Source organism: [Clostridium] hylemonae DSM 15053, from assembly GCF_008281175.1.
GTDB lineage: Bacteria > Bacillota > Clostridia > Lachnospirales > Lachnospiraceae > Extibacter > Extibacter hylemonae.
Map to the genome: position 1 here is coordinate 237,587 of NZ_CP036524.1, position 14,844 is coordinate 252,430.

At 49.8% G+C, this 14,844-nt stretch carries 17 protein-coding genes; 15 read left to right on the forward strand and 2 right to left on the reverse strand.

Translation table 11 applies throughout. The annotated features are described in order from the left end of the window. Positions 1–4: 4 nt before the first annotated feature. A complete protein-coding gene (locus LAJLEIBI_RS01075; protein WP_006444403.1) occupies positions 5–424 on the reverse strand; it encodes a metal-dependent transcriptional regulator in 420 nt (139 codons plus the stop codon). Positions 425–534: 110 nt separating this feature from the next. Here LAJLEIBI_RS01075 and LAJLEIBI_RS01080 point away from each other — a divergent pair, with 110 nt between their 5' ends. The 9 genes from LAJLEIBI_RS01080 to LAJLEIBI_RS01120 all read left to right on the forward strand — a co-directional run bounded on the left by LAJLEIBI_RS01080 (position 535) and on the right by LAJLEIBI_RS01120 (position 9,835). Next, a complete protein-coding gene (locus LAJLEIBI_RS01080; protein WP_006444402.1) occupies positions 535–774 on the forward strand; it encodes a FeoA family protein in 240 nt (79 codons plus the stop codon). An 8-nt stretch (positions 775–782) separates the two neighbouring features. Further along, a complete protein-coding gene (gene feoB / locus LAJLEIBI_RS01085) occupies positions 783–2,942 on the forward strand; it encodes a ferrous iron transport protein B (protein WP_006444401.1) in 2,160 nt (719 codons plus the stop codon). Positions 2,943–3,149: 207 nt separating this feature from the next. Then, positions 3,150–3,659, forward strand: coding sequence for a CarD family transcriptional regulator (locus LAJLEIBI_RS01090; RefSeq protein ID WP_006444400.1), 510 nt, complete (start codon positions 3,150–3,152; stop codon positions 3,657–3,659). A 94-nt stretch (positions 3,660–3,753) separates the two neighbouring features. Then, a complete protein-coding gene (locus LAJLEIBI_RS01095; RefSeq protein ID WP_006444399.1) occupies positions 3,754–4,380 on the forward strand; it encodes a cytidylate kinase-like family protein in 627 nt (208 codons plus the stop codon). Positions 4,381–4,514: 134 nt separating this feature from the next. Beyond that, the gene (gene nudC / locus LAJLEIBI_RS01100; protein ID WP_040435791.1) at positions 4,515–5,354 is read left to right on the forward strand and encodes an NAD(+) diphosphatase; all 840 of its coding nucleotides are present in this window, start codon (positions 4,515–4,517) and stop codon (positions 5,352–5,354) included. Positions 5,355–5,371: 17 nt separating this feature from the next. Continuing rightward, entirely contained in the window at positions 5,372–6,649 is a 1,278-nt protein-coding gene (locus tag LAJLEIBI_RS01105) for an L-cysteine desulfidase family protein (RefSeq protein ID WP_006444397.1), read from the forward strand. Positions 6,650–6,708: 59 nt separating this feature from the next. Continuing rightward, the gene (gene amrA, locus LAJLEIBI_RS01110; protein WP_040435790.1) at positions 6,709–8,064 is read left to right on the forward strand and encodes an AmmeMemoRadiSam system protein A; all 1,356 of its coding nucleotides are present in this window, start codon (positions 6,709–6,711) and stop codon (positions 8,062–8,064) included. A 5-nt stretch (positions 8,065–8,069) separates the two neighbouring features. After that, positions 8,070–8,897, forward strand: coding sequence for an AmmeMemoRadiSam system radical SAM enzyme (gene amrS / locus LAJLEIBI_RS01115; RefSeq protein ID WP_040435788.1), 828 nt, complete (start codon positions 8,070–8,072; stop codon positions 8,895–8,897). A gap of 86 nt (positions 8,898–8,983) precedes the next feature. Next, the gene (locus LAJLEIBI_RS01120) at positions 8,984–9,835 is read left to right on the forward strand and encodes a putative manganese transporter (protein ID WP_006444394.1); all 852 of its coding nucleotides are present in this window, start codon (positions 8,984–8,986) and stop codon (positions 9,833–9,835) included. A gap of 123 nt (positions 9,836–9,958) precedes the next feature. Here the strand turns inward: LAJLEIBI_RS01120 and LAJLEIBI_RS01125 are convergent, their stop codons facing one another. Then, complete coding sequence (locus LAJLEIBI_RS01125) at positions 9,959–10,471, reverse strand: hypothetical protein (RefSeq protein WP_006444393.1); 513 nt, start codon at positions 10,469–10,471, stop codon at positions 9,959–9,961. Between the two features lie 192 nt (positions 10,472–10,663). On the opposite strand from LAJLEIBI_RS01125, the gene LAJLEIBI_RS01130 reads away from it, so the two are divergent. The 6 genes from LAJLEIBI_RS01130 to LAJLEIBI_RS01155 all read left to right on the forward strand — a co-directional run bounded on the left by LAJLEIBI_RS01130 (position 10,664) and on the right by LAJLEIBI_RS01155 (position 14,811). Then, positions 10,664–11,080, forward strand: coding sequence for a secondary thiamine-phosphate synthase enzyme YjbQ (locus LAJLEIBI_RS01130; RefSeq protein WP_040435787.1), 417 nt, complete (start codon positions 10,664–10,666; stop codon positions 11,078–11,080). A gap of 107 nt (positions 11,081–11,187) precedes the next feature. Beyond that, entirely contained in the window at positions 11,188–11,793 is a 606-nt protein-coding gene (locus tag LAJLEIBI_RS01135) for a hypothetical protein (protein ID WP_040435785.1), read from the forward strand. 115 nt (positions 11,794–11,908) lie between these two features. Next, entirely contained in the window at positions 11,909–12,325 is a 417-nt protein-coding gene (locus LAJLEIBI_RS01140) for a DUF6465 family protein (RefSeq protein WP_006444390.1), read from the forward strand. A 260-nt stretch (positions 12,326–12,585) separates the two neighbouring features. After that, entirely contained in the window at positions 12,586–13,197 is a 612-nt protein-coding gene (locus LAJLEIBI_RS01145; RefSeq protein ID WP_006444389.1) for a hypothetical protein, read from the forward strand. A gap of 145 nt (positions 13,198–13,342) precedes the next feature. Then, complete coding sequence (locus LAJLEIBI_RS01150) at positions 13,343–13,861, forward strand: peptidylprolyl isomerase (RefSeq protein WP_040435784.1); 519 nt, start codon at positions 13,343–13,345, stop codon at positions 13,859–13,861. Between the two features lie 11 nt (positions 13,862–13,872). After that, on the forward strand, positions 13,873–14,811 hold the full coding sequence (locus LAJLEIBI_RS01155; RefSeq protein WP_006444387.1) for a DMT family transporter: 939 nt from the start codon (positions 13,873–13,875) through the stop codon (positions 14,809–14,811). Positions 14,812–14,844: the final 33 nt, after the last annotated feature.

Genomic DNA, 14,844 nt, shown 5'->3' on the forward strand with positions numbered 1-14,844 from the left:
ACTTTTAAGATTCAGGCAGCAGGGGGAGGAGCCGGGCCAGGTTTTCGACGGTTCTTTTATCTATGTAGTGTTCGATTTTTTCCACCTGTTCCAGTTCATTTTCCGTATGGTTCAAAAGGCAGAGAAAGCGATGCAGCACTTCATGGCGGTACAGAAGGTAATTGCCGGCCTCCCGGCCCTTTTGTGTGGCGGTCAGATACCCGTATTTTTCAAACTGGAGGTACCCTTTTTCTTTTAAAGTCCCGACCATCTTGGAGGCGGAGGACGGTTTTACGTGAAGCTGCGCGGAGAGTTCCTGGATCCGCACCACATCTTTTTCAAGGAGCATCCGGCATATCATCTCCAGATAGTCTTCCATAGAGGCGGTCAAGTCGTCATGGCAGTTCAGTTCGTACCCTTTCTGGGTGTAGAAGTTGTGTTCCATTTTATTTCCCCGATCATGAAAATTTGTAACCAAATACCGGTTTTTCTATATTATAGAAGTAGGAAAGAAAGTTTCCTTAGACTAAATTGTATGAGAGGGTGGTGAATTTTATGAACAGGGCCGTATGTCTGAATGATATAGAACCGGGGCAGAGCGCGGTGGTAAAGCAGCTGTTGTCGGACGGGAGCATACGCAGGCGTCTGCTGGATATCGGTCTGGTGGAAGGTACGCTCGTTGAATGTATTGGCCGCAGTCCTGGCGGTGATCCTTCCGCATATCTGATCCGGGGAGCGGTGATCGCTATCCGCTCGGAAGACAGCACACGCATAATGATACGGGAAATGAGGTGATAACATAGATGGGACTGACGATCAGATCAACTGGAAAAGGGGCGGCGGACACAGAGCTTATCATCAGAAAACCGTCGCCAGACGCAAAGGTGGCCGCTCTGGCCGGCAATCCGAATGTGGGAAAAAGTACGGTGTTTAACAATCTCACAGGCATGAACCAGCACACGGGAAACTGGCCCGGCAAGACGGTGACGAATGCCCAGGGCTTCTGTAGTACCGATAAGTATTCTTACGTGCTTGTCGATATCCCGGGCACCTATTCTCTCATGGCGCATTCGGCGGAGGAGGAGATCGCCCGGAATTTCATCTGCTTCGGTGGCGCCGATGAAATAATCGTAGTCTGCGATGCCACGTGCCTGGAGCGGAACCTGAACCTTGTGCTTCAGACGATCGAGATATGCGACGAGGTCATTGTATGTGTGAATCTGATGGACGAGGCAAAAAGAAAGCACATTGCCATTGACATAGAAAAACTGGAACATATACTGGGGGTTCCGGTCGTGGGCGCGGTGGCGCGGGAAAAGAAGAGTCTTGACGGTCTTCTTTTGAGGATGGATGAGATGGCGGACGCTCAGATGAACAGCCGGCAGCCGGTCAAAGTGCACTATCCCGAAGAAATAGAGCAGGCAGCGGAACTCGTCTTGCCGGCCGTGAAAGAAATCCTTGAAAGAAACGGCCGAAAAAGGCCGGCTGCAAAATGGCTGGCTTTAAAGCTGCTGGAAGGCGACACCTCTCTTCTGGAAGAGCTGAACAAAGCGACAGGAACGGATATATGTAAGGAGCCGGCGGTCTCCGGAGCGCTTAATGAGGCGCGCAGACTGCTGGAGAGCAGAGGTGTTGACCCGAATACACTAAAGGATAAGATCGTCTCCACTGTCGTAAAGCAGGCGGAGGATATCGGCAGAGCAGTTGTGCAAAGTAAAGAGCAGGGGTACCGGGGCCTGGACAAAAAGCTGGACAGAATCCTCACGAGCAGGAGAACCGGATATCCCGTCATGATCGCGCTTTTGGCGGCGATCCTATGGCTTACGATCACGGGGGCCAATTATCCTTCCCAGCTTTTGTCCCAGGGGCTGTTCTGGGTGCAGGATAAGCTCATGGAGCTTTTTGTACATATCGGGGCTCCAAAATGGCTGACCGGTATGCTTATTGAAGGTGTATACCGGGTGCTGGCGTGGGTCGTATCTGTCATGCTTCCGCCCATGGCAATCTTTTTTCCTCTGTTTACACTGCTTGAGGACGCGGGATATCTGCCCAGGGTGGCGTACAATCTCGATAAACCGTTTAAAAGGTGTTGTGCCTGCGGCAAACAGGCTCTAAGTATGTGCATGGGATTCGGATGCAATGCGGCCGGAATTGTGGGGTGCCGGATCATTGATTCCCCGAGAGAGCGGCTCATTGCGATGCTCACCAACAATTTTGTACCGTGCAACGGCAGGTTTCCGACGCTCATAGCGCTCATCACGATGTTTTTTATCGGTACGAAAAGCGCCGCCGGCTCCTCGGTCATTGCGGCGCTGATGCTCACGGCCGCAATTGTGCTTGGAGTAGTCATGACATTTGTCGTCTCGGGAATATTGTCCAGAACACTTCTGAAAGGCGTGCCGTCCTCCTTTACGTTAGAACTGCCTCCTTACAGGCGTCCGCAGATCGGGAAGGTTATCGTGCGTTCTATATTTGACAGGACGCTGTTTGTCCTGGGACGCGCGGTCGTCGTCGCCGCGCCGGCAGGTCTTGTCATTTGGTTTTTGGCAAATGTCGATGCGGGAGGTGTGAGTCTGCTCGCCCACTTAAGTGATTTCCTCGACCCGTTTGCCCGTCTCCTTGGTCTGGACGGAGTCATCCTCCTGGCTTTTATTCTTGGATTTCCGGCCAACGAGATCGTCGTACCGATCATGATCATGGCATATATGGCTCAGGGGAGTCTTCTGGAGCTGGATAGCCTTTCCGAGATGCACCGGCTCTTTGTGGATAATGGCTGGACGTGGGTCACAGCCGTCTGTACGATGTTGTTTTCGCTGATGCACTGGCCGTGTTCCACAACACTTCTCACGATACGCAAAGAGACGGGAGGGCTTAAATGGACGGCGGCAGCGTTCCTCATTCCGACGGTGACGGGCATGCTGCTCTGCTTTCTCGTGTCGCGCGCCGCGCTGCTGCTCGGATGATACGCTGGTAAAAAGTAACAAAATCAGAAGGCCTTTATGTTGTGCATTCTCATGAAAAACCGGGGCCGTCAAAAGTTGTGTTAGAGAATTTATTTTATTCGTAGTAAAATAAAAGAGAACAAGGAAAGAAAATGTCAGGAGAATGATGTGCGTTCTTCTGGCATTTTTGTAACGCCGGATAGAAGTGATAAAATAGGAGTGACAAGGATGTTTGACGTAGGAGAGTATATTGTATGTGGAAGATATGGCGTGTGCAGAGTAAAGGAGACAGGGCCTGTTCATATAACCGGCGCGCCAAGGAAAAGGCTGTACTATACACTTGTGCCCGTGTATGACAGCAACAGCAGGGCCTATGTACCTGTGGACAGCGAAAAGATTATAATGCGGCCTGTGATATCAGGAGAGCAGGCAAACGAGCTGGTGGATCATATAAATGATATCGATGCACTGTGGATTCAGGATGAGAAGAAAAGAGAAGCGGCGTTTAAAGAAGCGCTTTACAAATGTGACTGCAGAGAGTGGATAAAGATCATTAAGACGATCTACCGCCGCAGACAGGACAGAATCGCACAGGGAAAGAAAGTTACGGCGGGAGATGAGCGTTATCTGCACATGGCACAGGACAGACTGTACGGAGAGCTTGCGGTTGCACTCGGCATGAAGAAAGAAGAAGTGGAGGCATATATCATTGGCAGGGCAGAGGCGCCGGAACCGTAATCCGCTATTGGAATTCGTTCTCTGAAGGGGTATAATATAAATAAGACAAGTGGACGGATATTTATAGTTATCAACAAGGGAAGGAGTGGATCGTATGACAGATAATGTTATTATTGCAATAGGGCGTCAGTGCGGCAGCGGGGGGCATGAAATAGGCATGCGCCTTGCCAAGAAGCTGGACATTCCGCTTTATGATCATAATCTGGTGGCGATGGCGGCAAAGGAGCTGGATATCAGCGAGGAGGCGGCAAGGGAAGTGGATGAGACCGCCCTCAGCAGTTTCCTGGCATCTTATATCACAGGACCTGGCGACTATGTGGCTTACATGAATGCGGAAGATTATATGCGTCCCCTCAGTGAGAGGGTGTATAAGGCGCAGTCCGGTATCATCCGCAGGCTGGCCGGGAGAAGTCCCTGTGTGATCGTGGGAAGATGTGCGGACTATGTACTTCAGGACTGTCCGAACTGTGTCAGCGTGTTCATCTGTGCGGACAAGGAAGACCGGATTAAGAGAATAGCACAGCTTCAGGAACTTCCGGAGCGCAAAGCAGCGGAAAAGATCAAGAAAATAGACCGGGAGAGAAAGTATTATTATGAGACGAATACGGGAGAGGACTGGGGAAAGGCGTCATCCTATCAGCTTGTCCTCAATGTAAGCCGTCTCGGACTGAATAAATCAGTAGACATACTGGCCTCCCTGTTTGAAAGTCTCGGACAGTAAATAGGATAAAAACCGGGTCAGGCTCCGTCGCAGAGGAGCCTGGCTCTTTTTGTGAGATCAGATACGTATTGAACATCCGGCGTCTGTTAAGGTATAATGTATTAAGAAATATGAGCAGAAGGAGAGAAGTGATCATGATACAGGATATTGAGCCCCATTGTTTTTCAAATGAGTACAGGCCAAAAGCGCCGGACGGCGCAAGCTTTCTGTTGTGCTACAGCGGCAGAAAAGTGCTTTTGAGGAAGACAGGGCAGGAGGAGATAGCCTTTCCTACTTTTGAGGAAATGGAACCGTACACGGAAGGGCTGTATGAGGAATACACGTATCTGTTTTCTATAGACGGACAGCGTTTTTACCTGGGAGAGGGGATCGGTTTTTACGAGGCCGGGGATTTTACGCTGGAGGATACGGAGATATTCCGCACGGCAGTTCCACGGCATATGGCTTTCGCCGGCATTACAGGCGCCCAGCTTTACCGCTGGTATGGAAGCCACAGATTCTGCGGACGGTGCGGAAGCAGGACGAAACCGGACGGGAAGGAGCGTATGCTGAAGTGTCCGTCGTGCGGCAATATGGAATATCCGAAGATCATGCCCGCAGTCATTATCGGACTCACCCATGGGAACCGTCTGCTGATGTCCAAATATGCAAACCGGGAGTTCAAAAAATATGCGCTGCTGGCGGGTTTTGCCGAGATCGGGGAGTCGATAGAGGACACGGTGCGGCGTGAGGTCATGGAGGAGGTAGGACTGAAGGTAAAGAATATTACATACTATAAGAGCCAGCCGTGGTCTTTTTCGGACACGCTGCTTCTTGGCTTCTATGCCGAGCTGGATGGGGATGAGGAGATCACGCTGGATAAAGAGGAGCTGGCTTTGGCAGAATGGTTTGAGAGGGAGGATATCCCTGTGAAGGCATCGGATCTGAGCCTGACAAATGAGATGATCATGAGATTTAAGAACGCGGAGATGTAGAAACGGAGGATGAAGGTATGAACAGAGAGGATAACGTGTACAGCGCATATGTACAGATACTGAAGGAGGAACTTGTCCCGGCCATGGGGTGTACCGAGCCGATCGCGCTTGCGTATGCGGCGGCCAGGGCCAGGGAGGTGCTTGGGGAAGTGCCGGACAGAGTGCTTGTGGAGGCGAGCGGAAGTATTATCAAGAATGTCAAGAGTGTCATAGTGCCGAACACAGACCATCTGAAGGGGATCCCTGCGGCAGCGGCGGCGGGTATCATTGCCGGAAAGGCGGATAAGGAGCTGGAAGTCATTTCTGAAGTGTCGGACGGGGAGATTCAGCAGATGCGGGCGTTCCTTGAGAAGACAGAGATCAAGGTAGTTCACGTGGACAACGGCATCACATTTGATATTATCGTCACAGTGTATAAAGGAAAGGATCATGCGAAAGTGCGGATCGCCAACTATCACACAAATATTGTCCTCATAGAGAAGAATGGGGAGAAGCTGCTGGAGATTCCGGTGGAGGGTGAAAAAGAGGAAGGACTTACAGACAGAAGTGTGCTCAATATGGAATCGATCTGGGATTTTGTCCAGTCGCTTGACATAGAGGATGTGCGGGACGTGCTGGACCAGCAGATCGCCTATAATACGGCGATCTCAGACGAAGGGCTGAAGGGGGACTACGGCGCTAATATCGGAAGTGTGCTGCTTGACACGTACGGGGATGATATCAAGACGAGGGCAAAGGCGAAGGCCGCAGCAGGTTCCGATGCACGCATGAATGGCTGTGAGCTTCCGGTGGTGATCAATTCGGGCAGCGGAAACCAGGGGATCACGTGTTCTGTTCCTGTAGTAGAATATGCCAGGGAGCTTGCGTCCGGCGAGGACAAGATGTACCGTGCGCTGGCGCTTTCTAATCTGGTGGCCATTCACCAGAAGACGGGCATAGGCCGTCTGTCTGCCTACTGCGGCGCGGTCAGCGCGGGAGCTGCCGCCGGCGCGGGCATCGCCTATCTGTGCAGTGGAGGTTATGAGGAAGTCATCCACACGGTAGTCAACGCCCTAGCTATAGTGTCCGGTATTGTATGCGACGGCGCCAAGGCATCCTGTGCCGCCAAGATCGCGTCTTCTGTGGATGCAGGCATTTTAGGATACTATATGTATAAGAACGGCCAGCAGTTTTACGGCGGTGACGGTATCGTGACAAAGGGCGTGGAAGCTACGATCAAAAATGTGGGAAGGCTTGGAAAAGAAGGCATGCGGGAGACGAATGAAGAGATCATCAAGATAATGGTAGAAGAGTAACCGTGCAGTGAAGGAATGTGTATATAGGGAATGTGCATATAAAGACAGGAGATGATACGATGTCTGTGGAAGCAGCTTATATGGTACCTCATCCTCCGCTCATCGTGCCGGCGGTGGGACGTGGGCAGGAGCGGGCCGTCTCCGCCACGGCTGAGGCTTATCGGATGGCGGCGGAAGAAATAGCCCTTCTTCGTCCGGACACGATCGTGGTCACGTCGCCTCATGCCGTGATGTACCGGGATTATTTTCATATATCGCCGGGAACGGGGGCTTCAGGTGACTTTGGGCAGTTCCGGGCAGCGCAGGAGAAAATTGACGTGCGGTATGACGCAGAGTTCACTGCAAGGCTGGAGAGCCTGGCCGGGAGAGACGGCTTTCCGGCAGGAACCTGCGGGGAACGGCAGAAAAGCCTGGATCATGGAACGATGGTGCCGCTTTATTTTGTCAATGAGCAGTATAAAGAGTACAGGCTCGTCCGCATCGGCCTGTCTGGTCTTTCGCTTGCCGGCCATTACAGGCTTGGCGGATATATACAGAAGACGGCTAAGCGGCTCGGGAGAAAGACAGTGCTGCTGGCGAGCGGAGATCTGTCACATTACTTGAAAGAAGAGGGCCCTTACGGATACCGGAAGGAAGGGCCGGAATATGACAGGATGATCATGGATATCATGGGAGAGGGCGACTTTGCGCGTCTTTCGGATTTCTCCGAGGAGTTTCTGGAGAAGGCGGGCGAGTGCGGACACCGGTCGTTTATGATCATGGCGGGCGCGCTGGACGGCTGTGCGGTTGAGGCCCGCAGGTTGTCCTATGAAGGACCTTTTGGCGTAGGATATGGGATATGTTCGTATCATGTCACCGGCCGGAAGGCAGAAGAAGAGGAGAAGGAATCAGAAGGGCAGGACGGTCTGGATGCGTATGTCAGGCTTGCCAGACAGTCGCTTGAGACATATATCCGCACCGGGAGGCAGATGAAGATGCCCGGCGGACTGCCGGAAGAGATGACGGAAAGGCGGGCCGGAGCATTTGTATCTCTCAAAAAGGGGGGCGCGCTGCGCGGGTGTATCGGGACGATAGACGGTGTGCATAGTTCTCTCGCAGAAGAGATCATGGAGAATGCGGTCAGTGCGGGCGTCCGTGACCCGCGTTTTCCTCCTGTTGAGAAGGAGGAACTGGCGGAGCTTGCGTACAGTGTGGATGTGCTGGGAGATACGGAGGAGATTCAGGGACCGGAAGAACTGGATGTGAAGCGATACGGCGTTATCGTGAGCAGAGGCTGGAGGAGGGGACTGCTGCTTCCGAACCTGGAAGGAGTGGACACAGTCGAAGAGCAGATCGCCATTGCCCGGCAGAAAGCGGGAATCGGTGAGCATGAACCGGTGAAGCTGGAACGCTTCGAGGTTGTGAGGCACAGGTGACAGATATGAAAAAAGAATGCCGTGTATGCATGCACCGCTGTGTTCTGGACGAGGGCCAGACCGGGCGGTGCAGGGCGAGAATGAACAGAGGCGGTGAGATAATATGTGGGAATTACGGACACATAACAGCGCTTGCGCTTGACCCGATAGAAAAGAAGCCGCTCAGAAGATTTTTCCCCGGGACAAAAGTATTGTCTGTGGGGAGCTATGGCTGTAATCTGAACTGTCCGTTCTGTCAGAACCATGACATATCCATGAGAGGTGAAGACAGGCGCCGGAATGTTTTTCTTACGCCGGAAGAGCTGGCAGAGCGGGCGGCTGAACTTGGAGAAAAGGGAAATATCGGAATAGCTTTTACCTATAATGAACCTATGATCAGTTACGAATACATAAGAGATACGGCGCTTCTTGTCAGAAAGGCCAAAATGAAGAGTGTGGTCGTGACGAATGGGTCTGTAACGGAGGAAACACTCCGCCGGGTCCTTCCTTATATCGATGCCATGAACATAGATTTAAAGGGATTTACGGAGGAATATTATCATATGCTGGGAGGGGACCTGGAGACAGTAAAGCATTTTATTCAGTGTGCGGCGCAGGAATGTCACGTGGAACTGACAACTCTTATCGTTCCGGGCAAAAATGATTCCGCCGGGGAGATGAGGGAACTGGCCCGCTGGGCTGCAGGTATCGACCGGAAGCTTCCTCTGCATGTGACGAGATTTTTCCCTGCGTTCAGGATGGAGGACGGCTGTCCGACGGACATACAGACTGTATACAGACTTGCCGGAGAGGCGGCAAAGTACCTGGATCATGTGTACACGGGAAACTGTTGATAAAAAAAGTGGTATATGTGCCCTTGCAAAATGACGACAAAGAAGATAAAATGATTACTTAACCTGATTGCGGGGGTGGAATGTAAATGACATTATTAAAAGATATATTACTCGATACGACGTTAGACTGTCTGAAGATGCTGCCGTTTTTATTTGCGGCGTTTCTCGTCATTGAGGCTCTGGAGTATTATTCCGGCGAATTTACGGCGAGGCTTCTGGCGGGAGTCGGAAAGGCGGGGCCGGTAGTCGGCGCTGCGGCGGGATGTGTTCCCCAGTGCGGATTTTCAGTCCTGGCGTCCAATCTGTACGCAGGCGGAATCATCTCCGTGGGGACGCTGCTGTCCGTGTTTATTGCCACTTCGGATGAGGCGCTTCTCATTATAATGGGGAATCCGGGGAGGGGGAAGGATGTGGTCTTTCTTCTTCTCACAAAAGTGATCATCGCCGTGATCGCGGGGTATGTGACGGACATTTTTCTCTCACGGCGCATCGAGGTCCCGAAAGAGTGCGGGACGCTCTGCAGCGACTGTGGGTGCGAGGAAGACGGAGGGATCCTGAAGCCTGCGCTCCATCATACGGTGAAGATTTTTATCTATCTCTTTATTTTTACAGGTCTTCTGAACCTGTGCATAGAAGTGCTTGGTATAGATGAACTGTCTACGCTGCTGCTTGGCAATACAGTCTTTCAGCCTGTGATCGCGGCTGTGATCGGCCTGATCCCAAACTGTGCCGCGTCAGTCATCCTTACGCAGCTGTATCTGAACGGAGCCATCTCCTTTGCTTCGGTCATCGCAGGACTTTGTACCGGGGCCGGGATCGGTCTCGTTGTCCTGTTCAAGGTGAACAGACAGAGAAAAGAAAACATGAAAATACTAGCCGTGCTATTTGCGGTGGGCGTAGCAGCAGGGGTTGTACTTGAACTTGCCGGTGTTTTTTAGGCACAGAAGCCGGTGAAGGTAGGAACAGAAGAATATTTGCAGGTAAAAAACAGGAGAAGTCTGCGCCCTTTCCGGCCGGCCTTCTCCTGTTATTTCATTAAAACATTAAAATATGAGATGTCTTTACTCATCCTTATTGTGCGGATATTTCCAGATCCAGAGCGCGATCAGTCCGCCGATAATGTAGAGAATATTGACGAGGATCGCCTGGCTGTCTTTGAGGAACCATACGATCAATACGATGCAGACAAGGATCGCGATCAGCTTGAGAGCTGACAGCAGCCGTTTATCACGGCGTTCTTTGTATTCCTGGTGCTTTTCTTCACGTCTGCCCTCCAGATACTCTGTTATGTGTTCTTCTGTTATACGGTACGCGATCTCATCTGTAGGGGAGAAGCTGCGCAGGTGCTCCAGCAGGTCCTTGTATATGCTATGATAGGCTTCTTCATAATCCAGTTTTGATTTGGGAGTTTCTGCTTCCGGTTCTTCCGCAGTTTTGCCGGTACTTTTTTTGTCGTTTTCCTTAGAACTGTCCTCGGCGCTGCCGGTATTGTCTGCAGCTTTATCTTCGGCATTTTCAATAGTTTCTTCTGCCTTTGTCTCAGTGAGTTCTTCGGATTTCATCTCTTCACTCATCTTTAGTACCTCCTGTAAGTATTATGTAAGTATTAGAATATGCGTTAATCATAACAGGTTTGGCGCGGTAATTCAAACTTTCTGTCGAAAATATTCCTTTTATTACGTTTTTTAAAAGTTTGACAATTCCATTTAGAATTTATATGATGAGACTAAAGTGTATGAACAGATATTATGCGAGGAGGTCAATATATGAAATCTTACAGTAAAAAATTACATTTTCATCTTCCGTCAAGAAGAGGACTTGTAAATATCACACAGGATGTGCAGGATGCGGTCGGTGAAAGCGGCATAAAGGAAGGGATGGTTCTTGTCAATGCGATGAATATCACAGCCAGTGTATTTATCAATGACGATGAGAGCGGGCTTCATCAGGATTATGAGAAATGGCTGGAGGGGCTGGCGCCTGAGAAGCCATACAGTCAGTACAGACACAATGGTTATGAGGACAATGCGGACGCCCATCTGAAACGCACGGTCATGGGACGGGAGACTGTCGTCGCCGTCACGGAAGGAAGACTCGACTTCGGGACGTGGGAGCAGATATTTTACTATGAGTTTGACGGAAAGCGCGACAAAAGGGTGCTGGTAAAGATCATCGGAGAATAAGGCGGCGGGCGCGTACAAGTTGACAAATGTGCCGCAATCTGCAAAACTGTTATTTAAACACTGAAGATATTCGGTGATCAAAAGAGTAGTTTATGAGGAGGAAGGTTATGAAAAAGAAGTTTTTATTGATCTGTATGGCTGCGATGCTTGCGTTATCGCTGACAGCTTGCGGGGGAAACGACAAGAAAGAGGACAAAAAAGCAGATAAGAAAGAAGAGTCTGTCAAGAAAGAGGAAAAGGACATTGAGCTTACACTTCCGGCATCATTTTTTGATGAAGAAGGAATGGCGGATATCAATGAGGAGGCAAAGGCAGAGGGCGTGAAGGAAGTGAAGGTCAATGACGACGGGTCTGTCACCTATAAGATGGACAAGTCTACCCACGAAAAGCTTCTCAAAGAGATGAAAAAAGGAATCGATGAATCTATTTCTGAACTGCTGGAGGACAAGGAAAATTATTCTTCTTTTACAGAGATCACGTATAACGATGATGTGACGGAGTTTAAGATCATGGTAGATCCGGCGGCGTACGGCGGACTGCAGTCTTTTGGAGCGCTTGTGATGTATGCGGCAGGGAATATGTACCAGGGGATGAATCTTGTTCCGGAGGATGAGATCAATACGACAGTGCAGTTTATCAACAAGGATACACAGGAAGTGATAGAGAGCGGAGACTCCAAATCCATGGCTGACGAATACGAAGGTACAGAGTAGGACATGCACAATTAGTCGTCAGACGTCGAAGATAAAGAATTGCAATTCTGATTAGGTGTGATATAATATTCACAACTGAAGAGGATGAGGCTTAAGAAATATAGGAGGAATTAATATGGCTACAAAAACAGGAACTAAGAAACAAGAAACCGCAGCTAAAACGGAGCCTGTGAACGTAAAAGCAGACGCTGTAAAGGAAAAAGCGGAGACAGTAAAGAAGGCTGAGCCTGTCAAAAAGGCAGAAGCAGTAAAGGCTGAGCCGGAAAAGAAAGCACCGGTTAGAAAGACCGCAGCGAAAAAGACTACAGCAAAGAAGCCGGCAGTTAAAAAAGAAATGAAGGTAAATACAGTAGTAGAGTATTACGGCAAACAGGTAGAAGAAAAGGATATGGTTGCAGCAGTTAAGAAGGCATGGACGAAGTCCGGCAGGAAAGTCGGAGATATCAGGACCATGGAACTTTACATAAAGCCGGAAGAGGGCGCTGTATATTATGTTATCAACGGCACTGACACTGGGGCGGTTGCATTTTAAAGAAGCAGAGAATAAGAAAGGGAGACACTTCATCGGGTTGTGTCTCCCTGTTTTATTGATGTTAAAAGATTAATAAATTATTGATGTGACATTTTAGGGTATATTGCATATAATAACTACAGCATATAATTTATCAGTTACCGGTCAATTATGGGGCTTTAAGCCGATCAGTGTGTGGCATTTCCGTGTGGGATATGTTATCCTGATCCTTGCAGGCATATACAGGAAGCCGGCATTTATTTAAGAAAAAAGGTGATGACATGAAAAGAGAACTCGATTATTTTACAATAGAAGGCGCCTTTGGAGGAAACCAGGAGTGGTTTACCAACGTGGTGATGAATATCGGCGGCTGCGGCGCGGCCACGGCCTGTGACAGCTGTATATATTTTGCGCGCCGGCCCGATATGAGACAGCTATATCCATTTGACAGAGACGGGCTGACGGTAAAAGATTACAAAAGATTCAGCCAGATAATGAAACCATACATCAGACCGAGAGCAGGCGGGGTGAAGAAGCCTCAGTGGTATGTGGACGGACTGAGCCGTTATATCAGCGATGTAAATGCCAGGGAAGGCTGTGATATAAAGCTTCAGATGGACATTCTTCCGGGAGACCGCCCGTACACCGAGGCTGCGGAAAAAATCAGACAACAGATCGATGCCGGTTATCCGGTACCGTATCTTATGCTGAGACATAAGAATCAGAAGTTCAAAGACTTCATATGGCACTGGTTTCTCGTAGTGGGATACGAAGAAAAAGAAGATGGCCTTGAGATAGTGACAGCAACCTACGGGGAGGCGGCCAGGATATCCCTCCGGGAACTCTGGGACACCGGCCATGAAGAAAAAGGCGGGCTGATCCTATATAAATGAAAAGGGACACACTGAATTCAAATGGGGACAGGGCAAATTCAAATTGGGGACGGAGGAAATTTAAAAAACCTCCGTCCCCAATTGAATCTGCCATGTCCCTGTGTTACAATGGGCTGGTAAGTTTATGAAAAGGAGAGGTATGACTATGGCAAACCCAATCGTTACATTTGAAATGGAAAACGGCGACGTGATGAAGGCGGAATTATACCCGGATATTGCGCCGAATACTGTAAATAACTTTATCTCACTCGTAGGAAAGGGATATTATGACGGACTTATTTTCCACCGTGTGATCAGTGGATTTATGATTCAGGGCGGATGTCCGGACGGGACAGGCACAGGCGGCCCGGGATACAATATTAAAGGAGAGTTCAGCCAGAACGGTTTTTCAAATGATTTAAAGCATGGCGAAGGTGTTCTTTCGATGGCAAGAGCTATGCATCCGGATTCCGCAGGCTCTCAGTTCTTTATTATGCACAAGAATTCTCCGCATCTTGACGGTTCCTATGCTGCGTTCGGGAAAATTATCGAGGGTATGGATGTGGTGAACAAGATCGCGGCAGCGGATACAGATTACAGCGACAGGCCGCTGGAGGAACAGAAGATGAAAAAGGTTACTGTTGACACGGACGGTGTGGATTATCCGGAGCCTGAGAAAGCATAGGAAGGCATAAAATGGAACGGACGTTACAAAAACCGGCAGTGCGGGGGCTCCTCGCGCTGCTTTGCTGTGCATTGTGGGGGAGTGCGTTTCCATGTGTGAAGACGGGATATGAATGGCTGCACATTGAGACGACGGGAAGTCAGATATTATTTGCCGGGTATCGATTTTTCCTGGCGGGCGTCCTCACATTTATAATGGGCTCTGTCATGGAGAGACGTATCCTGCGCATGAAGAAAAGTTCGGTGCCGTACGTGCTGAGACAGGGACTGATGCAGACAACACTTCAGTATGTGTTCTTCTATATCGGGATGGCAAATACGACGGGGACGAAAGGTTCTGTTATAAATGCGTCCAATGCATTTATCTCCATACTCGCGGCGCCTCTTTTGATCAAAGGGGAGAAGCTGACGTGGAAGCAGGGCGTCGGCTGTGCGGTCGGTTTTCTCGGGGTGATAATAATCAATCTGGAACCCGGCGCATGGGGGGACGGATTTTCGTTCGGCGGAGAGGGCATGGTGTTGATCTGTACCGTATTCTATGGAATCAGTACGGTTATCATGAAAAAGATATCCCATCTGGAAAGCGCCATGACGATCACGGCCTACCAGCTTTTGTTTGGCGGTTTCATCCTCACGGTGATTGGATTTGCGGCAGGCGGACGTATTGCGGGATTTGACGGAAAGTCCGCCGCCCTTCTGATATATATGGCAATGCTGTCTGCTGTTGCATTCAGCCTGTGGACTATATTGCTGAAATATAATTCCGTAGGAAAGGTTGCTATTTTTGGATTCAGCATCCCTGTATTCGGCGTATTTTTGTCGGCCGTTATTCTCGGGGAACAGATCATTTCTCTGAAAAATTTTGCCGCGCTGATTTGTGTGAGCATCGGAATTCTGCTCGTCAACGGGCTGGCGGTGCAGTGTGGCAGGAAGAAAGAGCAGGTTTCTTAGGAAATCTGCTTTTTTTAGTATGGTGGCATGTTG

Bases quoted from the DNA above. Each gene is read 5' to 3' on its own strand.
- LAJLEIBI_RS01105 (WP_006444397.1), top strand. From the start codon at position 5,372: ATGAACAGAGAGGATAACGTGTACAGCGCATATGTACAGATACTGAAG.
- LAJLEIBI_RS01090 (WP_006444400.1), top strand. From the start codon at position 3,150: ATGTTTGACGTAGGAGAGTATATTGTATGTGGAAGATATGGCGTGTGC.
- LAJLEIBI_RS01135 (WP_040435785.1), top strand. From the start codon at position 11,188: ATGAAAAAGAAGTTTTTATTGATCTGTATGGCTGCGATGCTTGCGTTA.
- amrS (WP_040435788.1), top strand. From the start codon at position 8,070: ATGAAAAAAGAATGCCGTGTATGCATGCACCGCTGTGTTCTGGACGAG.
- LAJLEIBI_RS01145 (WP_006444389.1), top strand. From the start codon at position 12,586: ATGAAAAGAGAACTCGATTATTTTACAATAGAAGGCGCCTTTGGAGGA.
- LAJLEIBI_RS01095 (WP_006444399.1), top strand. From the start codon at position 3,754: ATGACAGATAATGTTATTATTGCAATAGGGCGTCAGTGCGGCAGCGGG.
- feoB (WP_006444401.1), top strand. From the start codon at position 783: ATGGGACTGACGATCAGATCAACTGGAAAAGGGGCGGCGGACACAGAG.
- LAJLEIBI_RS01125 (WP_006444393.1), bottom strand. From the start codon at position 10,471: ATGAGTGAAGAGATGAAATCCGAAGAACTCACTGAGACAAAGGCAGAA.
- LAJLEIBI_RS01075 (WP_006444403.1), bottom strand. From the start codon at position 424: ATGGAACACAACTTCTACACCCAGAAAGGGTACGAACTGAACTGCCAT.
- LAJLEIBI_RS01155 (WP_006444387.1), top strand. From the start codon at position 13,873: ATGGAACGGACGTTACAAAAACCGGCAGTGCGGGGGCTCCTCGCGCTG.
- nudC (WP_040435791.1), top strand. From the start codon at position 4,515: ATGATACAGGATATTGAGCCCCATTGTTTTTCAAATGAGTACAGGCCA.
- LAJLEIBI_RS01150 (WP_040435784.1), top strand. From the start codon at position 13,343: ATGGCAAACCCAATCGTTACATTTGAAATGGAAAACGGCGACGTGATG.
- amrA (WP_040435790.1), top strand. From the start codon at position 6,709: ATGTCTGTGGAAGCAGCTTATATGGTACCTCATCCTCCGCTCATCGTG.
- LAJLEIBI_RS01140 (WP_006444390.1), top strand. From the start codon at position 11,909: ATGGCTACAAAAACAGGAACTAAGAAACAAGAAACCGCAGCTAAAACG.
- LAJLEIBI_RS01080 (WP_006444402.1), top strand. From the start codon at position 535: ATGAACAGGGCCGTATGTCTGAATGATATAGAACCGGGGCAGAGCGCG.
- LAJLEIBI_RS01130 (WP_040435787.1), top strand. From the start codon at position 10,664: ATGAAATCTTACAGTAAAAAATTACATTTTCATCTTCCGTCAAGAAGA.
- LAJLEIBI_RS01120 (WP_006444394.1), top strand. From the start codon at position 8,984: ATGACATTATTAAAAGATATATTACTCGATACGACGTTAGACTGTCTG.